General features: G+C 55.5%; 15 protein-coding genes. 10 read left to right on the forward strand and 5 right to left on the reverse strand.

The genetic code is table 11. The annotated features are described in order from the left end of the window. From KNP83_RS02165 to KNP83_RS02180, 4 genes are all read right to left on the reverse strand, one after another. Positions 1–807: a MurR/RpiR family transcriptional regulator gene (locus KNP83_RS02165; RefSeq protein WP_024370726.1), complete on the reverse strand. Its 807-nt coding sequence runs from the start codon at positions 805–807 to the stop codon at positions 1–3. A gap of 24 nt (positions 808–831) precedes the next feature. Beyond that, on the reverse strand, positions 832–2,373 hold the full coding sequence (locus tag KNP83_RS02170; protein WP_214760072.1) for a maltose/glucose-specific PTS transporter subunit IIC: 1,542 nt from the start codon (positions 2,371–2,373) through the stop codon (positions 832–834). Between the two features lie 130 nt (positions 2,374–2,503). Further along, positions 2,504–3,955 (reverse strand): 6-phospho-beta-glucosidase, encoded by a 1,452-nt coding sequence (locus KNP83_RS02175; protein ID WP_214760078.1) that lies wholly within the window; start codon positions 3,953–3,955, stop codon positions 2,504–2,506. 37 nt (positions 3,956–3,992) lie between these two features. Continuing rightward, on the reverse strand, positions 3,993–5,900 hold the full coding sequence (locus KNP83_RS02180; protein WP_214760080.1) for a beta-glucoside-specific PTS transporter subunit IIABC: 1,908 nt from the start codon (positions 5,898–5,900) through the stop codon (positions 3,993–3,995). A 343-nt stretch (positions 5,901–6,243) separates the two neighbouring features. Here KNP83_RS02180 and KNP83_RS02185 point away from each other — a divergent pair, with 343 nt between their 5' ends. Continuing rightward, entirely contained in the window at positions 6,244–6,699 is a 456-nt protein-coding gene (locus tag KNP83_RS02185) for a hypothetical protein (RefSeq protein WP_214760081.1), read from the forward strand. 39 nt (positions 6,700–6,738) lie between these two features. On the opposite strand, the gene KNP83_RS02190 is transcribed toward KNP83_RS02185, so the two are convergent. Next, positions 6,739–7,386 carry an acetyltransferase gene (locus KNP83_RS02190; protein WP_214760083.1) on the reverse strand — a complete coding sequence of 216 codons (648 nt, stop codon included), beginning with the start codon at positions 7,384–7,386 and terminating at the stop codon, positions 6,739–6,741. A 281-nt stretch (positions 7,387–7,667) separates the two neighbouring features. On the opposite strand from KNP83_RS02190, the gene KNP83_RS02195 reads away from it, so the two are divergent. The 9 genes from KNP83_RS02195 to KNP83_RS02235 all read left to right on the forward strand — a co-directional run bounded on the left by KNP83_RS02195 (position 7,668) and on the right by KNP83_RS02235 (position 16,792). Next, positions 7,668–8,513: an aldolase/citrate lyase family protein gene (locus tag KNP83_RS02195; RefSeq protein ID WP_214760086.1), complete on the forward strand. Its 846-nt coding sequence runs from the start codon at positions 7,668–7,670 to the stop codon at positions 8,511–8,513. Next, positions 8,510–9,415, forward strand: coding sequence for an NAD(P)-dependent oxidoreductase (locus KNP83_RS02200; protein ID WP_214760089.1), 906 nt, complete (start codon positions 8,510–8,512; stop codon positions 9,413–9,415). Before KNP83_RS02195 ends, KNP83_RS02200 begins: the two co-directional genes overlap by 4 nt. A gap of 172 nt (positions 9,416–9,587) precedes the next feature. After that, the gene (locus tag KNP83_RS02205; RefSeq protein ID WP_214760098.1) at positions 9,588–10,643 is read left to right on the forward strand and encodes a glycosyltransferase family 2 protein; all 1,056 of its coding nucleotides are present in this window, start codon (positions 9,588–9,590) and stop codon (positions 10,641–10,643) included. Positions 10,644–10,655: 12 nt separating this feature from the next. Beyond that, on the forward strand, positions 10,656–11,810 hold the full coding sequence (locus KNP83_RS02210; protein ID WP_214760101.1) for a glycosyltransferase family 4 protein: 1,155 nt from the start codon (positions 10,656–10,658) through the stop codon (positions 11,808–11,810). A gap of 17 nt (positions 11,811–11,827) precedes the next feature. Next, positions 11,828–13,018 (forward strand): hypothetical protein, encoded by a 1,191-nt coding sequence (locus tag KNP83_RS02215; protein WP_214760105.1) that lies wholly within the window; start codon positions 11,828–11,830, stop codon positions 13,016–13,018. Positions 13,019–13,147: 129 nt separating this feature from the next. Further along, a complete protein-coding gene (locus KNP83_RS02220) occupies positions 13,148–13,909 on the forward strand; it encodes a YveK family protein (RefSeq protein ID WP_214760107.1) in 762 nt (253 codons plus the stop codon). Next, on the forward strand, positions 13,878–14,579 hold the full coding sequence (locus KNP83_RS02225) for a CpsD/CapB family tyrosine-protein kinase (protein WP_214760109.1): 702 nt from the start codon (positions 13,878–13,880) through the stop codon (positions 14,577–14,579). Before KNP83_RS02220 ends, KNP83_RS02225 begins: the two co-directional genes overlap by 32 nt. Before the next feature lie 12 nt (positions 14,580–14,591). Continuing rightward, the gene (locus KNP83_RS02230) at positions 14,592–16,145 is read left to right on the forward strand and encodes a lipopolysaccharide biosynthesis protein (protein WP_214760111.1); all 1,554 of its coding nucleotides are present in this window, start codon (positions 14,592–14,594) and stop codon (positions 16,143–16,145) included. Then, positions 16,145–16,792: a sugar transferase gene (locus tag KNP83_RS02235; protein ID WP_214760113.1), complete on the forward strand. Its 648-nt coding sequence runs from the start codon at positions 16,145–16,147 to the stop codon at positions 16,790–16,792. Before KNP83_RS02230 ends, KNP83_RS02235 begins: the two co-directional genes overlap by 1 nt. Positions 16,793–16,871: the final 79 nt, after the last annotated feature.

Here is a 16,871-nt window from a genome sequence, read left to right on the forward strand (position 1 = left end):
TTAATCACTTCTTTCTTTTAATCGGTCGAGCGCTTTCAATGTTTTGAGGTAATGCGCTTTTAAGTCTTCATTTGTTTCCATCAACGTCTTTGTCACCGCGTCCGCCGTGAAGAGGAGGGGGAGCTGTGTGTTGATTAAGAACGCCTCACCCGAAGCGCCGGCCGTCAACAGTCGATGGTCGACGAGCTCGGCGAGCGGGGAGTGCTGATAGCCGACGAAGGCGATGGTCGTACAGCCCGATTCTTTGGCGAGCTGGACGGCTTGGACGACCTCACGGCTCTCGCCACTGTTCGAGAAGGCGATAATCAAATCGTCTTTCGTCGCAATCGAGGCGTCCATGACCATGCTGTGGCTATCGAACGCCGTCGTGGCGAGCAGTCCCATCCGCCGCAAGCGATACTCCATCTCTTGGGCGACGAGCCCGGCGTTACCGAGTCCGTATAAGTGGACCGAGCGGCAACGTCGGATATGGTCGCAGATCGCGAGAAGCTCGTCTTGGTCAATCAAGTGAGCGGTCGTCTGAATCAATTCGATGTACGACCGTTGCATCGGTTCGAGCGACGTCGCCGTCTGGGGCAAGTTCGTTTCCGTCAATGTCTTTTGCATCATGAGCTTCAGTGCCGAATAGCTCCCGACCCCGATCGTCTTACAGAATCGGGTCACGGTCCCAGGTGACGTCTGGATGGCTTGCGCCAACTCGGTGATCGTCAACTCGATGGCGTCGTTCATATTCGTCATGAGGTAATCGGCAATCTTCTTCTCACTGTCCGTCATCTCTGGATAGACGTCTTTCATTTGTTCCCACACGGCTGTTCCCTCCAACACAATTCGTTATTCGCCCCGGCCTAACGCCTCTTGGACTTCATTCTTAATAATTGTAACAGAAGGACCGTAAATTACTTGAATCCCATTTCCTTTTTGCACAACCCCGTGGGCGCCCGTCGCCTTCAACAAATCCTCGCGGACGTGTTGATGGTCGTTGACGGTGACGCGGAGGCGTGTCGCACAGCAGTCGACCGTGTCGATGTTGGCATCGCCACCGAGTGCGGCGATGATCGCCGTCGTGCGGTCCGATGCGTCGACGTCGGCTGTTTTTACAGCTGTTTCGTCTGAACGTCCCGGTGTCATGAAGTTGAACTTCGTGATGAGGAAGCGGAACGTCACGTAGTAGAGCAAGAACCAGAAGGCACCGATGACCGGTACGAGCATCCAGTTCGTCTTGTCATTTCCCTGTAAAATCCCGAATAAGATAAAGTCGATGAACCCACCTGAGAACGTTTGACCAATCGTGATCTCGAAGATGTGGGCCATCATGAAGGCGAGCCCGTCAAAGATGGCGTGGACCAAGTAGAGGACCGGTGCCACGAACAAGAAGGCGAACTCGAGCGGTTCGGTGATTCCCGTCAGGAACGACGTGAGCGCCGCCGAGAACAAGAGACCGAAGACGACTTTCTTCTGTTCCGGTTTCGCACAGTGGTACATGGCGAGCGCGGCACCGAGCAGACCGAACATCATCGTGATGAAGCGACCTGACATGAAGCGGGCCGTTCCTTCGTAGAACTGAGTCGTGCTCGGATCGGCGAGCTGGGCGAAGAAGATTTTCTGCGTCCCTTCAATCAACGTCCCGTCGATGACCATTGAGCCCCCGAGGCCGGTCGTCCAAAACGGGATGTAGAAGATGTGGTGCAACCCGAACGGTCCGAGCATCCGGAGCACGAAGCCGTAGATGAACGTCCCGATGTAACCTGTCTTGTCGACGAATCCGCCGAGCGAGAAAATACCGCTCTGAACCGTCGGCCAGATGAAGTAAAGTCCAATCCCGACACCGATGGCGACGAACGACGTGATGATCGGCACGAAGCGCGATCCGCTGAAGAAGCCAAGGAACTGTGGAAGCACTTGCTTGTTGTAGCGGTTATGCAAGAGCGCCGTCACAATCCCGATTAAAATACCGCCGAAGACCCCGGTCTCGAGCGTTTGAATGCCGAGCGCCATCCCTTGACCGGCACTGGCGAGATCCGTCTCCATCAATTCACCCGTGATTTGAAGCATGGCGTTGATGGTGGCGTTCATAATCAGATAGCCGAGCATGGCGGCGAGTCCCGCCGTCCCTTTATCCGACTTGGCGAGTCCGACCGCGACCCCGATCGCGAACAGGACAGCCAAGTTGGCGAAGACGATCGACCCGGCGGCGGCCATGATGGTAAACAAATGCTGAAGCCAGGTGATGTCGAGGAATGGATACGCCTGGACCGTGTTCGGGTTCGAGAGGGCGCCCCCGATCCCGAGCAAGAGTCCCGCTGCCGGTAAGACAGCGATGGGCAACATAAATGATTTCCCGAATTGTTGTGCCCGTTCGAATAGACGTGACATGATAAAGTCCTCCTTAAAATTATTTTCACCTGAATCATAATATGAAAAATATTTTTATGCAAGCGGTTACGGTAAAAATCTTTTTAACAAAAAATCGAACCAGTCAACGGGACCGGTTCGATTCGCATGGTTATGTGGTTTTGACAGGGGACGTCACATCGGCCCCGTTTGTGGCGATGACTTGCTTGTACCAATCGAAGCTCTTCTTCTTCGAGCGAGTGAGGGTGCCGTTACCTTCATTGTCCTTGTCGACGTAGATGAAGCCGTAACGTTTCTTCATCTCACCGGTCGAGGCGCTGACCAAGTCGATCGGGCCCCAGCTCGTGTAGCCGAGAATCTCGACGCCGTCTTTGATGGCCTCATGCATCTGTTCGATATGTTTCGCCATATAGTCGATGCGATAATCGTCTTCGACGTATCCGTTCGCGTCCGGCGTGTCGACGGCACCGAGTCCGTTCTCGACGACGAATAGCGGTTTCTGATAGCGGTCGTACAGCTGGTTCGCCGTGATGCGGAAGCCGGTCGGGTCGATCGTCCAGCCCCATTCCGACTTCTCGAGGAACGGGTTCTCGAGCGAGCTGAAGACGTTGCCTTGCGTCGTCTTGTTGATCTCCGGGTCCGTGCTCGTCGTCCGGCTCGCGTAATAGCTGAAGCCGATATAGTCGACGGTGTGCTGTTTCAACAGCTCGAGGTCGCCGTCTTCCATCTGAAGCGTGATGCCGTGCTCATCGAGATAACGTTTGGCGTAGCCCGGGTATTCGCCGCGCGACTGCACGTCGATGAAGAAGAACGATTCACGGTCCTTGTCCATCGCGTCCAAGACGTCGTCCGGGTTGCACGAGTAGGCGTACGTCTGACCGGCCGCGAGCATGCAACCGACTTGAAGATCGGGGTTGATGGCGTGGGCCGCCTTGACCGCTTTCGCGCTCGCGACGAGCTGATGGTGCGCCGCCTGGTATTTCACTTGTTGCTTGTCCTCACCATCCTCGAAGACGAGCCCGGCGCCGATGAACGGCAAGTGCAGCAGCATGTTGATCTCGTTGAACGTCATCCAATACTTCACTTTGCCATTATAGCGGGTGAACAGCGTCGTCGCGTACGTCTCAAAGAAGTCGACGAGGCGACGGTCGCGCCAGCTGCCATAGCTTTGGATGAGACTGACCGGCACGTCGAAGTGGGCGATCGTGACGACCGGCTCGATGCCGTGCTTCAACAGCTCGTCGAAGACGTCGTCATAAAACTGGAGACCGACCTCGTTCGGCTCGGCGTCGTCGCCGTTCGGGAAAATGCGCGCCCACGAGATCGATAGGCGGAGCGCCTTGAATCCCATCTCGGCGAACAGCGCGATATCCTCTTTATACCGGTGATAGAAGTCAATCGCCTCGTGCGACGGATAAAACTCGCCCGGAACCGGCTCGAGTGACGGCAAGTCGCCGAACATGACGTCGAACCGTTTCTTACCCGTAGGCAACAAGTCGACCGTCGTCAAGCCTTTCCCGCCTTCTAAGTACGCGCCTTCTGCTTGGTTCGCGGCGATGGCGCCGCCCCATAAAAATCCGTTTGGAAAACTCATCAAATCCATCCTTTCCATAGTAGAGGAGGGACGAGCCCTCCCACAATTATTCGTTGATGACGAAGAGCGACTCACCCGAGCGAACAGTTGTGGCGTGGCTCGGTGAGACGACTTTTCGATTCGTGACGATGACCGGTGTCGTGAGGGCACGGCCCGAGCGTTTGATCGAGTCGACGTCGAACTCGATCAACAGCTGACCTTTCTCGACAAACTCGCCTTGCGTGACGTGTGCTTTGAAATGCTTGCCTTCAAGTTGGACCGTATCCATGCCGATGTGAATCAATACCTCGGCGCCCGTCTCGGTCGTGATGCCGATGGCGTGATGCGTCGGGAAGAGGGCGGATACCGTACCTGAGACCGGAGCGACGAGCTTGCCTTCCGTCGGTTCGATGGCGACGCCTTGGCCGAGTGATCCCGATGAGAAGGCGACGTCTGAGATGTCTTTCAATTGAACGACTTGCCCAGCGAGCGGGCTAACGATTTGTTCTTGACCGACTTTCGTTGCGGACACTTCTTGAGCGACCGGTGTGACTTCTGGTTGTGGTGTTGCGGCGGCTGCTTTATTGACGCCACCGAAGAGGTACGTCAAGACGAAACCGACGACGAAGGCAGCTGCTGTCCCGATGAGTGAGCCGTAGAAACCGGTCGTGATGCCTTCCGGTGAGATGTTCGACGGATAGCCGAACACGCCGAGACCACCGATGATGTAGGCTTGTGTGCCCATGACGCCCATGATTCCACCACCGACGGCACCCCCGATACAGCTCATGATGAACGGTTTCTTAAGTGGGAGCGTGACCCCGTAAATGGCTGGCTCGGTGACTCCGAAGATGCCTGAGATGAAGGCCGGGATACTGAGCGTCTTGATCTTTTGATTTTTGATGCGAAGGAACACTGCGAGCACGGCACCGATTTGTGCGAATGAAGCTGCGAAGACGAGCGCGAGGACCGGGTCCGATCCGAGTGATGTCAAGTTGTTGATGGCGACCGGGACGAGTCCCCAGTGCAATCCGAAGATGACGAACACTTGCCAGAGACCACCGAGGAAAATCCCGGCGATGAGCGGGCTCAAGTTGTAGACAGCGACCGTCGCACTACCAAGCAACATACCGGCCCACGTCGCGATTGGTCCGATCAAGATGAACGTGAGCGGGACGATGATGAGCAATGTCAACAATGGAACGATGAACATTTTGACGACGTCTGGGATGACCGTCTTCAAGAACTTCTCGAGCTTCGCTGCGAAGAACGCTGCGATGATGATTGGAATGACGGATGTCGAGTATGTCATCAAGATGACCGGGACACCGAGGAACGTGATATGAATCGGTGATTCGAACATCGTACCGGCGAAGACGGTGTAGAGCGGGTCACCGGCCGTGAGTGTCGATAGCGTCGGATAGACGAGCGCCGCCCCGATGGCCATCCCGATAAACGGACTGCCGCCGAACTTCTTAATGGCCGTATAGCCGAGGAAGATTGGGAAGAAGTAGAACAGCGAGTCGCCAATGGCGTTCAACAGTTGATATGTGCCGGACGTGGCGTCGAGCCAACCGACGGCGACGAAGAGGGCGTTAAACCCTTTGATCATCCCGGTCGCGGCCAAGACGCCGAGGACAGGAGTGAAAATGCTAGAGATGATATCGATGAACCGGCTGAATAGGGACCCTTGTGGTGCAGCTTTTTCTTCGACCGGTGATTGGTTTTGGAATCCGCCGACCTCGACGACCGCTTTATACACGTCCGGGACGTGGTTACCGATGACGACCTGGTACTGGCCGCCGCTCTTCATGACGGTGACGACATCGTCCATGTTTTTGATGGCTTCTGTGTTGGCCTTGCTTTCGTCTTTCAATTTGAAGCGCAAACGGGTGATACAGTGGACGACGCTGTTGACGTTCTCTTTGCCGCCGACTTGCTGGATAATGTCGCGTGCGAGCTGTTCGTATTTCATGTCCATACCTTCCTTTTCCATTGGATTTTACGTTCGCGTCAAATAAAAAACCTGACCCGTGTCAGAGGAAATACGTAACATCACGTATACCATCTGACTCGAGTCAGGTTATGCCCACTAAAGGTAACATTCCTGCGCAGGAGACCGTTCAGTTGTTATTTGATACTTGAAATGTAGCACCCGCCAAAACAAATGTCAACGCTTACATTTGGGGATTTTCAGATTTCTTTTTTCTGTCAGAAGTGATAATATTTCACTTCTATAGATGGGAATCATTTTGACTTGAAACCAAAGGGAAACAGAATTCGTACATAGATTAACAATTCAAAAGGGAGTCCAAATCATGAGACGTGAACAACATATCCGCCGCCTCGTCGACTACGCGCGGCAAGGGAATACGAAGACGTTTATCCTAGGAGCCGCCTCGGCGATCATCACGGGAACGCTCGTCCAGTACGTCTCCCAATACGAATTCATCGTGCTCGGCATCGGCTTTCTAGGTGTCATCCCGCTAGCCGTTCGCGAATGGAAACTTGGTACAATCCGGGCCACGTTCAATGACAATGCGACGTATCAGCGGCTCGTCCGGTTGCCATTCTGGCTGACGTTATGTGGATTGGTCATGCTGTATGGACTTCTCGGGTGGTACGATTCTGGCTCGGCGGGACCGTCCTTCTTAATCGGGTTCGCGGCGCTCTGCATGGTGATGTTCGGTCTCCAGCGCGCCTTCGATCGGGTCATCTTGAAGCTCGAGCCGGACTATATCACCGACCGTGAGCTGCATCGCGAGTTGAAATGAAAAACGAGGTCACCCGGCGCGGGGTGACCTTGTTTTTGCTTACAGATAACGCTCGTTCATGACCCGACCCCGGACCGGCTTGGCGGGGGACCCGTAGGCGACGACGTGGTTCGGGATGTCCTTGACGACAGTGGCACCGGCACCGATGACCGTGTCGTGTCCGATGTGGACGTTGTGAATGACCGTCGAACTCATGCCGATGAACGTCCGGGTGCCGACATGGACGTTGCCCCCGAGATGGGCGCCTGGGGCGACCGAAGCGAACGGTTCGAGCACACAGTCGTGATCGACCGATGCCATCGTGTTGACGATGCTGTGCGGGCCGATGACGGCGTTCGGATTGATGACGCTGCCGGCCATGACGGCCGTCCCTGCGCCGAGGGTAACGTTCTTGCCGATGACGGCGCTCGGATGGATGGCGTTGATGAACTCGAAGTCCGGCATCCGGGCCCGAATGTTCCGCTCCAGCATCTCGCGTTGGACGTTATCGCCAATGCCGATGATGCCTTTTTGGGCGACGACGTTGGAATGGACGAGACCGAGCACGGGGTACCCGGCGACGAACTTCCCGATGAGTGCTGGGTTATCGTCATAAATTCCTGCGATCCGGTAGAGCCCCATCAACTCAAGAATATCGATGATGACTTGTGCGTGACCGCCTGCACCAAAAATCACAATCCATTCCATGATTGGTCACCCCTTTTTGCCGAAAACTGTCGAAAATATTGTTCTGTACGTTAGTTATTTCCGATTCCCTGTATTTGAAACAAAACAAAAAAGAAGTTACGAGCATGGTTTGATATCGAAGCATATTCCAGGAACAGACATGTGACTTCCTATAAAGGGATTCGTTCAAAAATCTGTAAACCTTCCAAGTACAATCCAAAAGCATTATCCGCATTTCCGTTTTGTTGTTTTTCGGACGGGCTATTTTCCTAAGGTAATCTACTGATGGGAGGAGTGCTCACATGCCTTTGAAACTGATGTACATCACGAACCAGCCGGAGATCGCGCTGCTCGCTGAACAGAACGGGGTCGATTGGGTGTTCGTCGACTTAGAGTTGAACGGGAAAGTGGAACGGCAAGGTCATCTCGATACGGTCATCTCACGCCACGCGGTCCGCGACGTGAGCCGGTTGCGCGCGGTCTTGAAGCATGCGGAGTTGCTCGTCCGCGTCAATCCGATTTTCCAAGGATCGCGCTTTGAAATCAATGAAGTCATCAACCGAGGAGCCGACGTCGTCATGTTGCCGTATTATAAGACGGTCGACGAAGTCGCGACGTTCATTGAGCTCGTCGATCGTAGGGCCGGCGTCTGTCTGTTGTGTGAGACGAAAGAGGCCGTCGCCTGTATGCCGGACGTGCTCAAACTATCGGGCATCGACTACGTCCATATCGGGTTGAACGACTTACATCTGAGCTACGGGCAAAGTTTTCTGTTCGAACCGCTCGCCGACGGGACGGTCGAGGCGGTGACGCGTCAACTCCAGGCGGCGGGCATCCCGTATGGCTTCGGCGGCATCGCCCGAATCGGGGAAGGGAGACTCCCGGCCGAGAAAGTGCTCGGGGAGCATGTCCGGCTCGGCTCGTCGCTCGCGATTCTATCGCGTAGCTTCTGTAATATCGGGGCGACCGGAAAATTTGATGCCAGACAGGCACAAATGTTCCAAGAAGGGGTATGGAAAATTAGGGTGTACGAGCAACAGCTCGAACACGCGACACCGGAGTGGTTGGAATTGAACCGGTTGAGCCTCGTCTCGACCGTCGATGCCATCGCGACGGAAATCCAGAACCGGAAAGGGATTTTGTCATGAATTTGCTATCGACAGGAGTGCGGTTGACTCCTGAACAACTCGCGACACTCGAACGACTCGGTTATACGGTGACGACACTCCGCGAAGAGGCGGATGTGACGGACATCGATGTCTCAGAGGTCGAGGGCTTGATTTGTAATAACTTGTTCCAATATCGCCAATGTGCGGATTTCAAACGACTTCAGTTCGTCCAAGCGATCAGTGCCGGACTAGACCGTCTGCCGCTCGACGAACTGAAGGAACGAGACATCCGCATCTATAACGCCGGCGACACGTACGCCGTCCCAATGGCCGAATGGATCGTCTGGCAATTGCTCGACTTTATGAAGCACGGGGCGGCGTTTCGCGAGAAACAGGCGAACCGGCATTGGGAGAAGGAGCGTCGCTTGCGCGAACTGACCGGCAAGACCGTGGCACTGCTTGGACTTGGCCATGTCGGCGAGGCAATCGCCACACGGCTCCGCGCGTTCGATATGACTCTCATCGGCGTCGGGCATCGGGAGAAGCAGGTCCCGTTCGTCGACCGTTACGTGTTGATGGATGAGTTGCATGACGTCTTGGCGGAGAGTGATGTCATCGTCATCGCGTTACCGCTCACCGACGATACGTATCATCTCATCGATGCGGAGGCGATCGCGTCCATGAAGGAAGATGCCGTCCTGTTGAACGTCGCGCGCGGATCGATTATCGATGAGACGGCGCTCATCGCGGCGCTCGAGGAGGGCAAGTTCTTCGGGGTCGCCTTGGACGTCTTCGAGACCGAGCCGCTCCCGTCGGACCACGCGCTCTACAACTTCGAATGGGTGACGCTCACCCCGCACAATTCGTATGTGTCGGACCGGGTGAACGAGCGGCTGTTCGAGAACATCGTCCACAATTTGCGGCACGAACAACTTCACTGACATGCGAAGCTGACCAAACGGTCGGCTTTTTTCGTTTTTTATAATTCACGAAAAGATTATCCACGACTCATTCCGTTTGTGAGTTACCGCAAAGGGCATACGGGAACAACGAGGATAGAATGATAGTCATTCACTCACATCATGAAACGACAACCTAGAAGGAGTGACCTACATGCCAAGTCTGACCCCGCTCGTCAGCCTCGTCGTCCCCGTCTACAATACGGGCCCTTACATCCGGCAATGTCTCGACAGTCTGACGCAACAGACGTACCCGCACGTCGAGATCATCTGTATCAACGACGGAAGCACCGACGACAGCCATCACATCTTGATGGAATATATTTATGACCCGCGTGTCCAAGTGCTCGACCAAACGAATCGGGGCTGCGCCTTCAGCCGCACCCGAGGGCTCGGCATGGCGACGGGGGAGTACATCATGTTCATCGATGGTGACGACTGGCTCGATTTGGACGCGATTCGCATCCTCGTCGCACACGCCGAACGAGAACAGGCCGACGCGGTAATGGGCACGTACGTCCGCGAGTACAAGGGCCGCTCGTTACCGAAGAAGATATTTGACGCGGACTTTTTGTCGTTCGACGCGGAACAGACGAAGCGCCACGTCCATCGCCGTCTGTTCGGACTGATTGGCGAGGAGCTGGCCCATCCGGAAAACGTTGATGCCCTCAACTCGAACTGTTTCACGCTCTATCACCGCGATCTCGTCAAACATCTCGTGTTCGGGAACGGTCCGTACGGCACGTTCAGTGACCTTTATTTCCAAATCGAGGCGCTCGAGCATTGCCGCCGATTCATCTATGTCGATTACCCGGTCTACCATTATCGGAAGACGGACGCTCAGTCGATGTCGAGTGCGTACAAGCAGGACTTGATTGCCTCCCGGCTTCATTTTTTCCACATTCTCATGAACTATATCGAGACGCATCATCTCGGCGAGGAGTACATGCGCGCCCTTTACAACCGGATCGCCCTCAGCATGATCGGCATCGGCTTGAACGAGCTGGCGGCACCGAAGACGCTGTTCGCCCAGGCCGAGTCGTTGAAGCAAGTGCTCCGCCAAGACGAATACAGACAGGCCTATTCGCAGATGGAACTGCAGCATTTCGATGTGAAGTGGCGGACGTTCTTCCAGCTCTGTAAACATGAGCGGACCGTCCCGCTCGTCCTGATGTTGCATGGGGTCGATTATCTTCGGAAACGTGTGTGAGGAGGAGAAACGATGAAACGAGTGCTCATGGTCGCCTCGGTCGTCTCGATGATCGAGAGCTTCAACCGCGACAATATCCGCATGCTCCAAGAGATGAATTATCAAGTCGACGTCGCCACGAACTTTGAGTGGGGCAGCATGTATTCCGCTGAAAAGATTGCCCGTATCAAACAGGACTTGGAGGCGAACGGGGTCACCCTCTATCAAATCGATTTCGAGCGCGACATCAAGAAGATGAACGGCCATGTCCGCGCCTATCAACAGTTGAAGGCCGTCATGACGGCGAACCACTATCACTTCATCCACTGCCACTCGCCGATCGGCGGGGTCGTCGGCCGGCTCGTCGCCCGCCAGACGCACACGCCGTGCATGTATACGGCGCACGGCTTCCATTTCTTCAAAGGCAGCCCGTCGCTCAACTGGATGTTATACTACCCGGTCGAACGGACGCTCGCCCGCCTGACCGACACGATCGTCACCATCAACGAGGAGGACTTCTCGCGGGCACAGACGTTTAAGACGTCGCACACGTTCCGTATCCCCGGCATCGGTGTCGACACGAAACGGATTGAGGCGGTCACGATTGACCGTCCGCTGAAACGTCGTAGCCTCGGCATCGACAGTGACACCGACTTCGTCTTATTGTCGGTCGGCGAATTGAACGAGAACAAGAACCACGAGACGATTATCCGCGCCATCGCCTCGCTACATGAGCCGACACTCCGCTATTTGATCGCCGGGACGGGTGATAATAAAGACCACCTCGAGCGGCTCATCCGGGAGCTCGGGCTCGAGCAACAAGTCGCCTTGCTAGGTTTCCGGGACGACGTCATCGAAGTGATGAAAGCGTCCGACTGCTTCGTCTTCCCGTCGAAACGGGAAGGGCTCGGCATGGCCGCGCTCGAGGCGATGGCCGCCGGATTGCCGCTCATCACGTCGAACGTGCATGGCATCAATGACTATTCGATTGACGGAGTGACCGGCTACAAATGTTCGCCGGAAGACGTGGCCGGCTTCGCCCGGGCCATCCGGACGATGCAACTCGATTTCGATTTGTCCCACCAGATGGGGCTCCATAACAGCGAGTCGGTCAAGGCGTTCGACGTCGACCGTTCGAAGATGGAGATGCGACGCATCTATGAGAGTTTTGATCGACCGATTGCCTGAAGAGAGGAGGGAGACGCATGAAACTCGATACCGAGGTCGGCGTCGTCAAGTATTTGGTGCTGTTCTATTATTTGCTCGCGACGACCGTCTTCTACGCGCTCGCGATTTACGCGACCGGGAACGGGGTGTCGTATCACTTGTTCGGGGAAGGGGATGACGGCGTCTTCTACTGGGAACAGGCGATGAACGTGTTCTACGACTTGTCGTGGATCCGCACGTCAATCTACCCATGGATTATCGGCAAGCTGATGCAGGTGATCGGCACCGAGAGCGTGTTCGCCATCCGGCTGTTCAACTTCGTCGGGATGGCGCTCCTCATCCATTTCGCCTTGAAGCTCGTCGCCGTCCAGCTCGCGACGACAGAGCTCGGCGAGAAAGAAGAACGCATCCGTCACTTCGCCTATCTGTACGCGCTGTTTTGCTTCATCGCCTATATCAGCCTGTTCATCAACATCACGACCTCGATTTACCGGGACGTCTGGATTTACATGCTCTATATCGCGGCGACGTATCTCGCCATCCGTTGGCTGTTCGAGAAGAACTGGACGTACTTCCTGCTGTTGATCCCGACCGTCTGGTTGCTCGGCGAGTTCAGGACGTACGCGCTCTTGTCGTTCGTCATGGCGACCGTCCTGTGGCTGACGCTGCAAGCGGTCCGTAAAATCGCTGGACCGTTCGTCATCCTGACACTCGCGCTCTTCATCTTCGGGATCATCTACACGTTCTTCATGGACGTCCAAGTCCCGATTGTCGACAAGACGCTCCGCTCGGCGTTGCAGTATCGCTCTGACGGCATCGGCTTTCTCGCCGGGGGCAGTCAGATGGGGATCCGGCTCGATGCGTCGAACTACTTCGGCTTCCTGTTCAATTACATGCACAGTTATCTCGGAAATCTCGTCGGCCCACTCCCATGGGACGTACGAGGCCTCACCATCTTGCTCGTCTTCTTCATCGAGGCGTTGCCGATGACGCTCATCTTGTTGTTCCTCTGGTCACGCCGCGCTTACGTTTCGAAAGTGCAACAGTTCATCTTGATGCAGGCGTTCGTCTGGAACGGTTTGATTGCCATCACGAACGATAACATCGGGACCGCCTTGCGGCTCCGGGCCATCGCCTATCTGTTGATTCTGCTCGTCTTTGTCGTCACCTATAGTCGGTATCGGGCCGAGCATGTGAAACAGACCGTCCCGCCTGTCGTCACGACGTAGATAAATCTTTCAAAAAAATGATAGGCATCTCCTTCCCGTTTGCATTTGACGGGAAGGGGGACGGGGAAATGGTCATTATCCAACACGCATACAACTTTGAGTCGCACCAATGAAGGAGGTCAGGTTGCCGTGAAAGACATCAACGCATCGATTCGTGATATTTGGTTCATCCTGAAAACGAAGAAGTGGGTCATCCTCTTCACGATGGTCCTCGTCGGGGGCATCGCCTACTCGCTCAGCCGCTACGTCATCCCGCCGACGTATGAGGCGTCGACACAGATTCTCGTCGTGCCGAAACAGACGGGGACGGAGACGCTCGACAGCACGCAGATCCAATCGTCGCAAGGGCTCGTCAATACGTATCGAATCATCATGAAGAGTCCGATCATCTTGAACGAGGTGCGCGAGAATATTGCGAACGCCCCGGAGAAGCTCGAGGATCAAATCGTCATCGAGAGCGAGGAGAACTCGCAAGTCATCACGATTCGGGCGACGGCCGGTTCGGCAGCGCTCGCGTCCTCGATCGCCAATGAGCTCGGACGGGTCTTCTCGAACGAGGTGCCGAAACTGATGAACATCGACAACACGCAAATCTTGTCACCGGCGTTCATCCCGGCCGAACCGGTCGAGCCGAACATTCCGCGCAACACGGCGCTCGGCGTCCTGGTCGGTTTCATCTTGAGTAGCGGCATCGTGCTCATGCGTTACTTGTTCAACAAGCAGATCCGTTCCGAGGCCGAGGCCGAAGCCATCTTGGGCATCCCGGTCATCGCGTCAATCCCGTTATTCGATCGCCAAATCGCGAAGCCGGAGAAACGGAAGCCGCAGGAACCAAAAGTCGTAAAGGAGGGTGACCCGTATGTTCCGAAAACGCAACGAAAACTATCATAACCGGATGACGAAAAACTTAATCACCATTTACGAGCCGAAGTCGCCGATCTCGGAGCAGTATCGGACGCTCCGGACGAACCTCGAGTTCACGTCGCTCGGCTCGAAATTACAGACGCTTCTCATCACCTCGACGTCGATGGGGGAAGGCAAGTCGACGACCGCGAGCAACTTGGCCGTCGTCTACTCGCAACTCGGCAAGCGCGTCCTGCTCGTCGACTGTGACATGCGTCGCCCGACGATTCACCAAATCTTCCATATCGACTCACGGGTCGGACTGTCGAACGTGCTCGCCAAACGCTCGACAGCCGAGGCGGCCATCCAGCCGACGCAGCTCGACAACTTGTACGTCATGGTCGCGGGTGTCGTCCCGCCGAACCCGTCAGAGTTATTGGCGGCCCCGGCGTTCCGGGAGATGCTTGATCACTTGAAGGACGACTTTGATATTATCCTGCTCGACGCGCCGCCGATTATGCAAGTGGCGGACAGCCGGATTATTGCCCAGGAAGTCGACGGGGCCGTGCTCGTCCTCAGCTGTGAGTCGGCCGACCGGGACGAGGTCGTCAAAGCACGCGACCAGCTGCTCATGACCGGGGCGAAGATTCTCGGCATCGTTTTGAATCGCCGCGAGTCGCGTCAAGGCAAAGACGCCTACTACTATACGTATCAATGAGGAGGCTCTCCCATGGCGACCAAATATGCCATCGAACCGGAACAGACGAGTTCGAATCAAATCAAATACGGCGCCTTGGTCTCGTACGGATCAATCGGGTTCAATATCATCTCGGGGCTGCTCTACACACCGTGGATGATCAGCAAGATCGGGCAGGGGGATTATGGGCTCTACGTCCTGTCGTTCTCGATTATCGCCATCTTCGCCTTTAACCTCGGGCTCGAGGTCGTCGTCGCCCGGTTCCTCAGCAACTATCGGACGCACGGCGACCGGGCCGGGGAGATTCGGTTTCTCGGCATCGCCTATAAGCTGTTCTTCTTCTTGACGCTCATCCTGACCGTCGTCCTCGTCGCCCTCTATTTCTTGCTCGACGTCGTGTACGGCAATTTGAGCGCAACCGACATGGAGAAGTTGAAGGTCATGTATCCGATTGTCGGGTTTTACATCTTGATCACGCTGCTCGCCAAGCCGATTGACGCCGTCTTCATCGTCAACGAGCGCTTCATCCAGCTGAACACGCTACTCTTCCTCGAGAAAATCCTAATCGTCAGCTTTACGATCGGGGCGCTCGTCATGGGATACGGGGTGTACGCCCTCGTCATCATCAACGCGGCGATGATTTTGTTGATCAATGTGTGTAAACTGCTGTACGTCTGGAAGGCGACAGATACGGAGATCGACTTCACCGCATCGGGGAGAGGGATGTACCGCGAGATTTTCGTCTTCGCCTCTTGGCAGACGACCGTGTCGGCGACGCAGAACTTTTTGATGCACATCATGCCGACGGTGCTCGTCATCTTCGCGAGCGGGGTCGCGGTCGCCATCTTCTCGATCGGGATGGTCATCGAAGGATACGTCCTGTTGATTGCGACGGCCGTCAACTCGCTGTTCTTGCCGAAAGTGACCCGGCTCAACCACTCGGGTGGCTTGAAGGACATCGAGAACTTGATGATTCGGGTCGGCCGCATCCAACTGTACGTCATCGGACTGATCACGATGGTATTTATCGCCATGGGCGCCGAGTTCATCCACTTCTGGGTCGGGGACGACTTTAAAGAGTCGTACGTCGTCGCGGCACTTTTGATCGCGATGGGGATTATCACGCTCCCGCAAGAGATTGCCAACATCCACCTCGTCGCGACGAACCAAGTTCGGTACCGGGCGTACGGGATGGTGTTGTCGGCGGTGATCGCCTTGATCGTCTCGGCATTCCTGAGCGGTCCGTACGGGGCGACCGGTGCGGCGCTGTCGGTCATGATCGGCTACTTGAGCGGCAACACGCTGTTCATGAACATCATTTACGCGAGAGTGTTGAAGCTCGACGTGTTCCGCTTTTTCCGGGAGTGTCACCTGAAGCTCGCCCCGGGGCTGTTCTTCGTCCTCGGACTCGGCTTCATCGTCCAGTATCTTTTTCCGGCTGACGCGTTGCTCGGATTCGTCTTCAAAGGAATGGGGCTCGTACTCGCCTACGCCGTCTTCATGTGGGTGTTCACGGTCGATGCGTTCGAGAAAGGCTTGGTCCGATCGATGATTCCAAGCAAGCGATTCGGGAAGGGGGAAGTGTGATGGGAGTGTATGAGACGTATGTCAAACGACCTCAAGACGTGGTGCTCGCGTCGGCCGCGCTCGTCGTATTGAGTCCCGTCCTCGTGACGGTCGCGGGCCTCATCAAGTGGAAGCTCGGGGGACCGGTACTGTTCAAACAGAAACGGCCCGGCAAGGACGGCGTCATCTTCGAGATGGTGAAGTTTCGGACGATGACCGATGAGCGAGATGCGCACGGCGAACTGTTACCGGACGAGGTGCGTTTGACTCCGTTCGGGCAGACGCTCCGGTCGCTCAGTTTGGATGAACTGCCGAGTTTACTGAATATCGTCAAGGGAGACATCGCCATCGTCGGACCGCGCCCGTTGCTCGTCGAGTACTTGCCACGCTATAACGACGAGCAGCGCAGACGGCACGATGTCCGCCCCGGATTGACGGGACTTGCCCAAGTGAACGGCCGTAACCGATTGTCGTGGCCCGACCGCTTCGCGCTCGACGTGACATACGTCGACCACGTCACATTCTTCAATGATTGGAAGATCATTCTGCAGACGGTCGGGAAGGTCGTGAAGAAGGACGGGATTTCGTCGGATACGGCGGCGACGATGGAGGCGTTTATGGGGAATGAGCATAGGATTGAACCTCAAAAGGAATTGCACTTGAGTTGAAAAAACTCGAGTGCAATTCCTTTTGTCGTTTTTTGTCATGCTGAATTCACCTGTTCTATAAAAGTGAAAAGATAAACAT

Source organism: Exiguobacterium sp. s146, assembly GCF_018618415.1.
GTDB lineage: Bacteria > Bacillota > Bacilli > Exiguobacteriales > Exiguobacteriaceae > Exiguobacterium.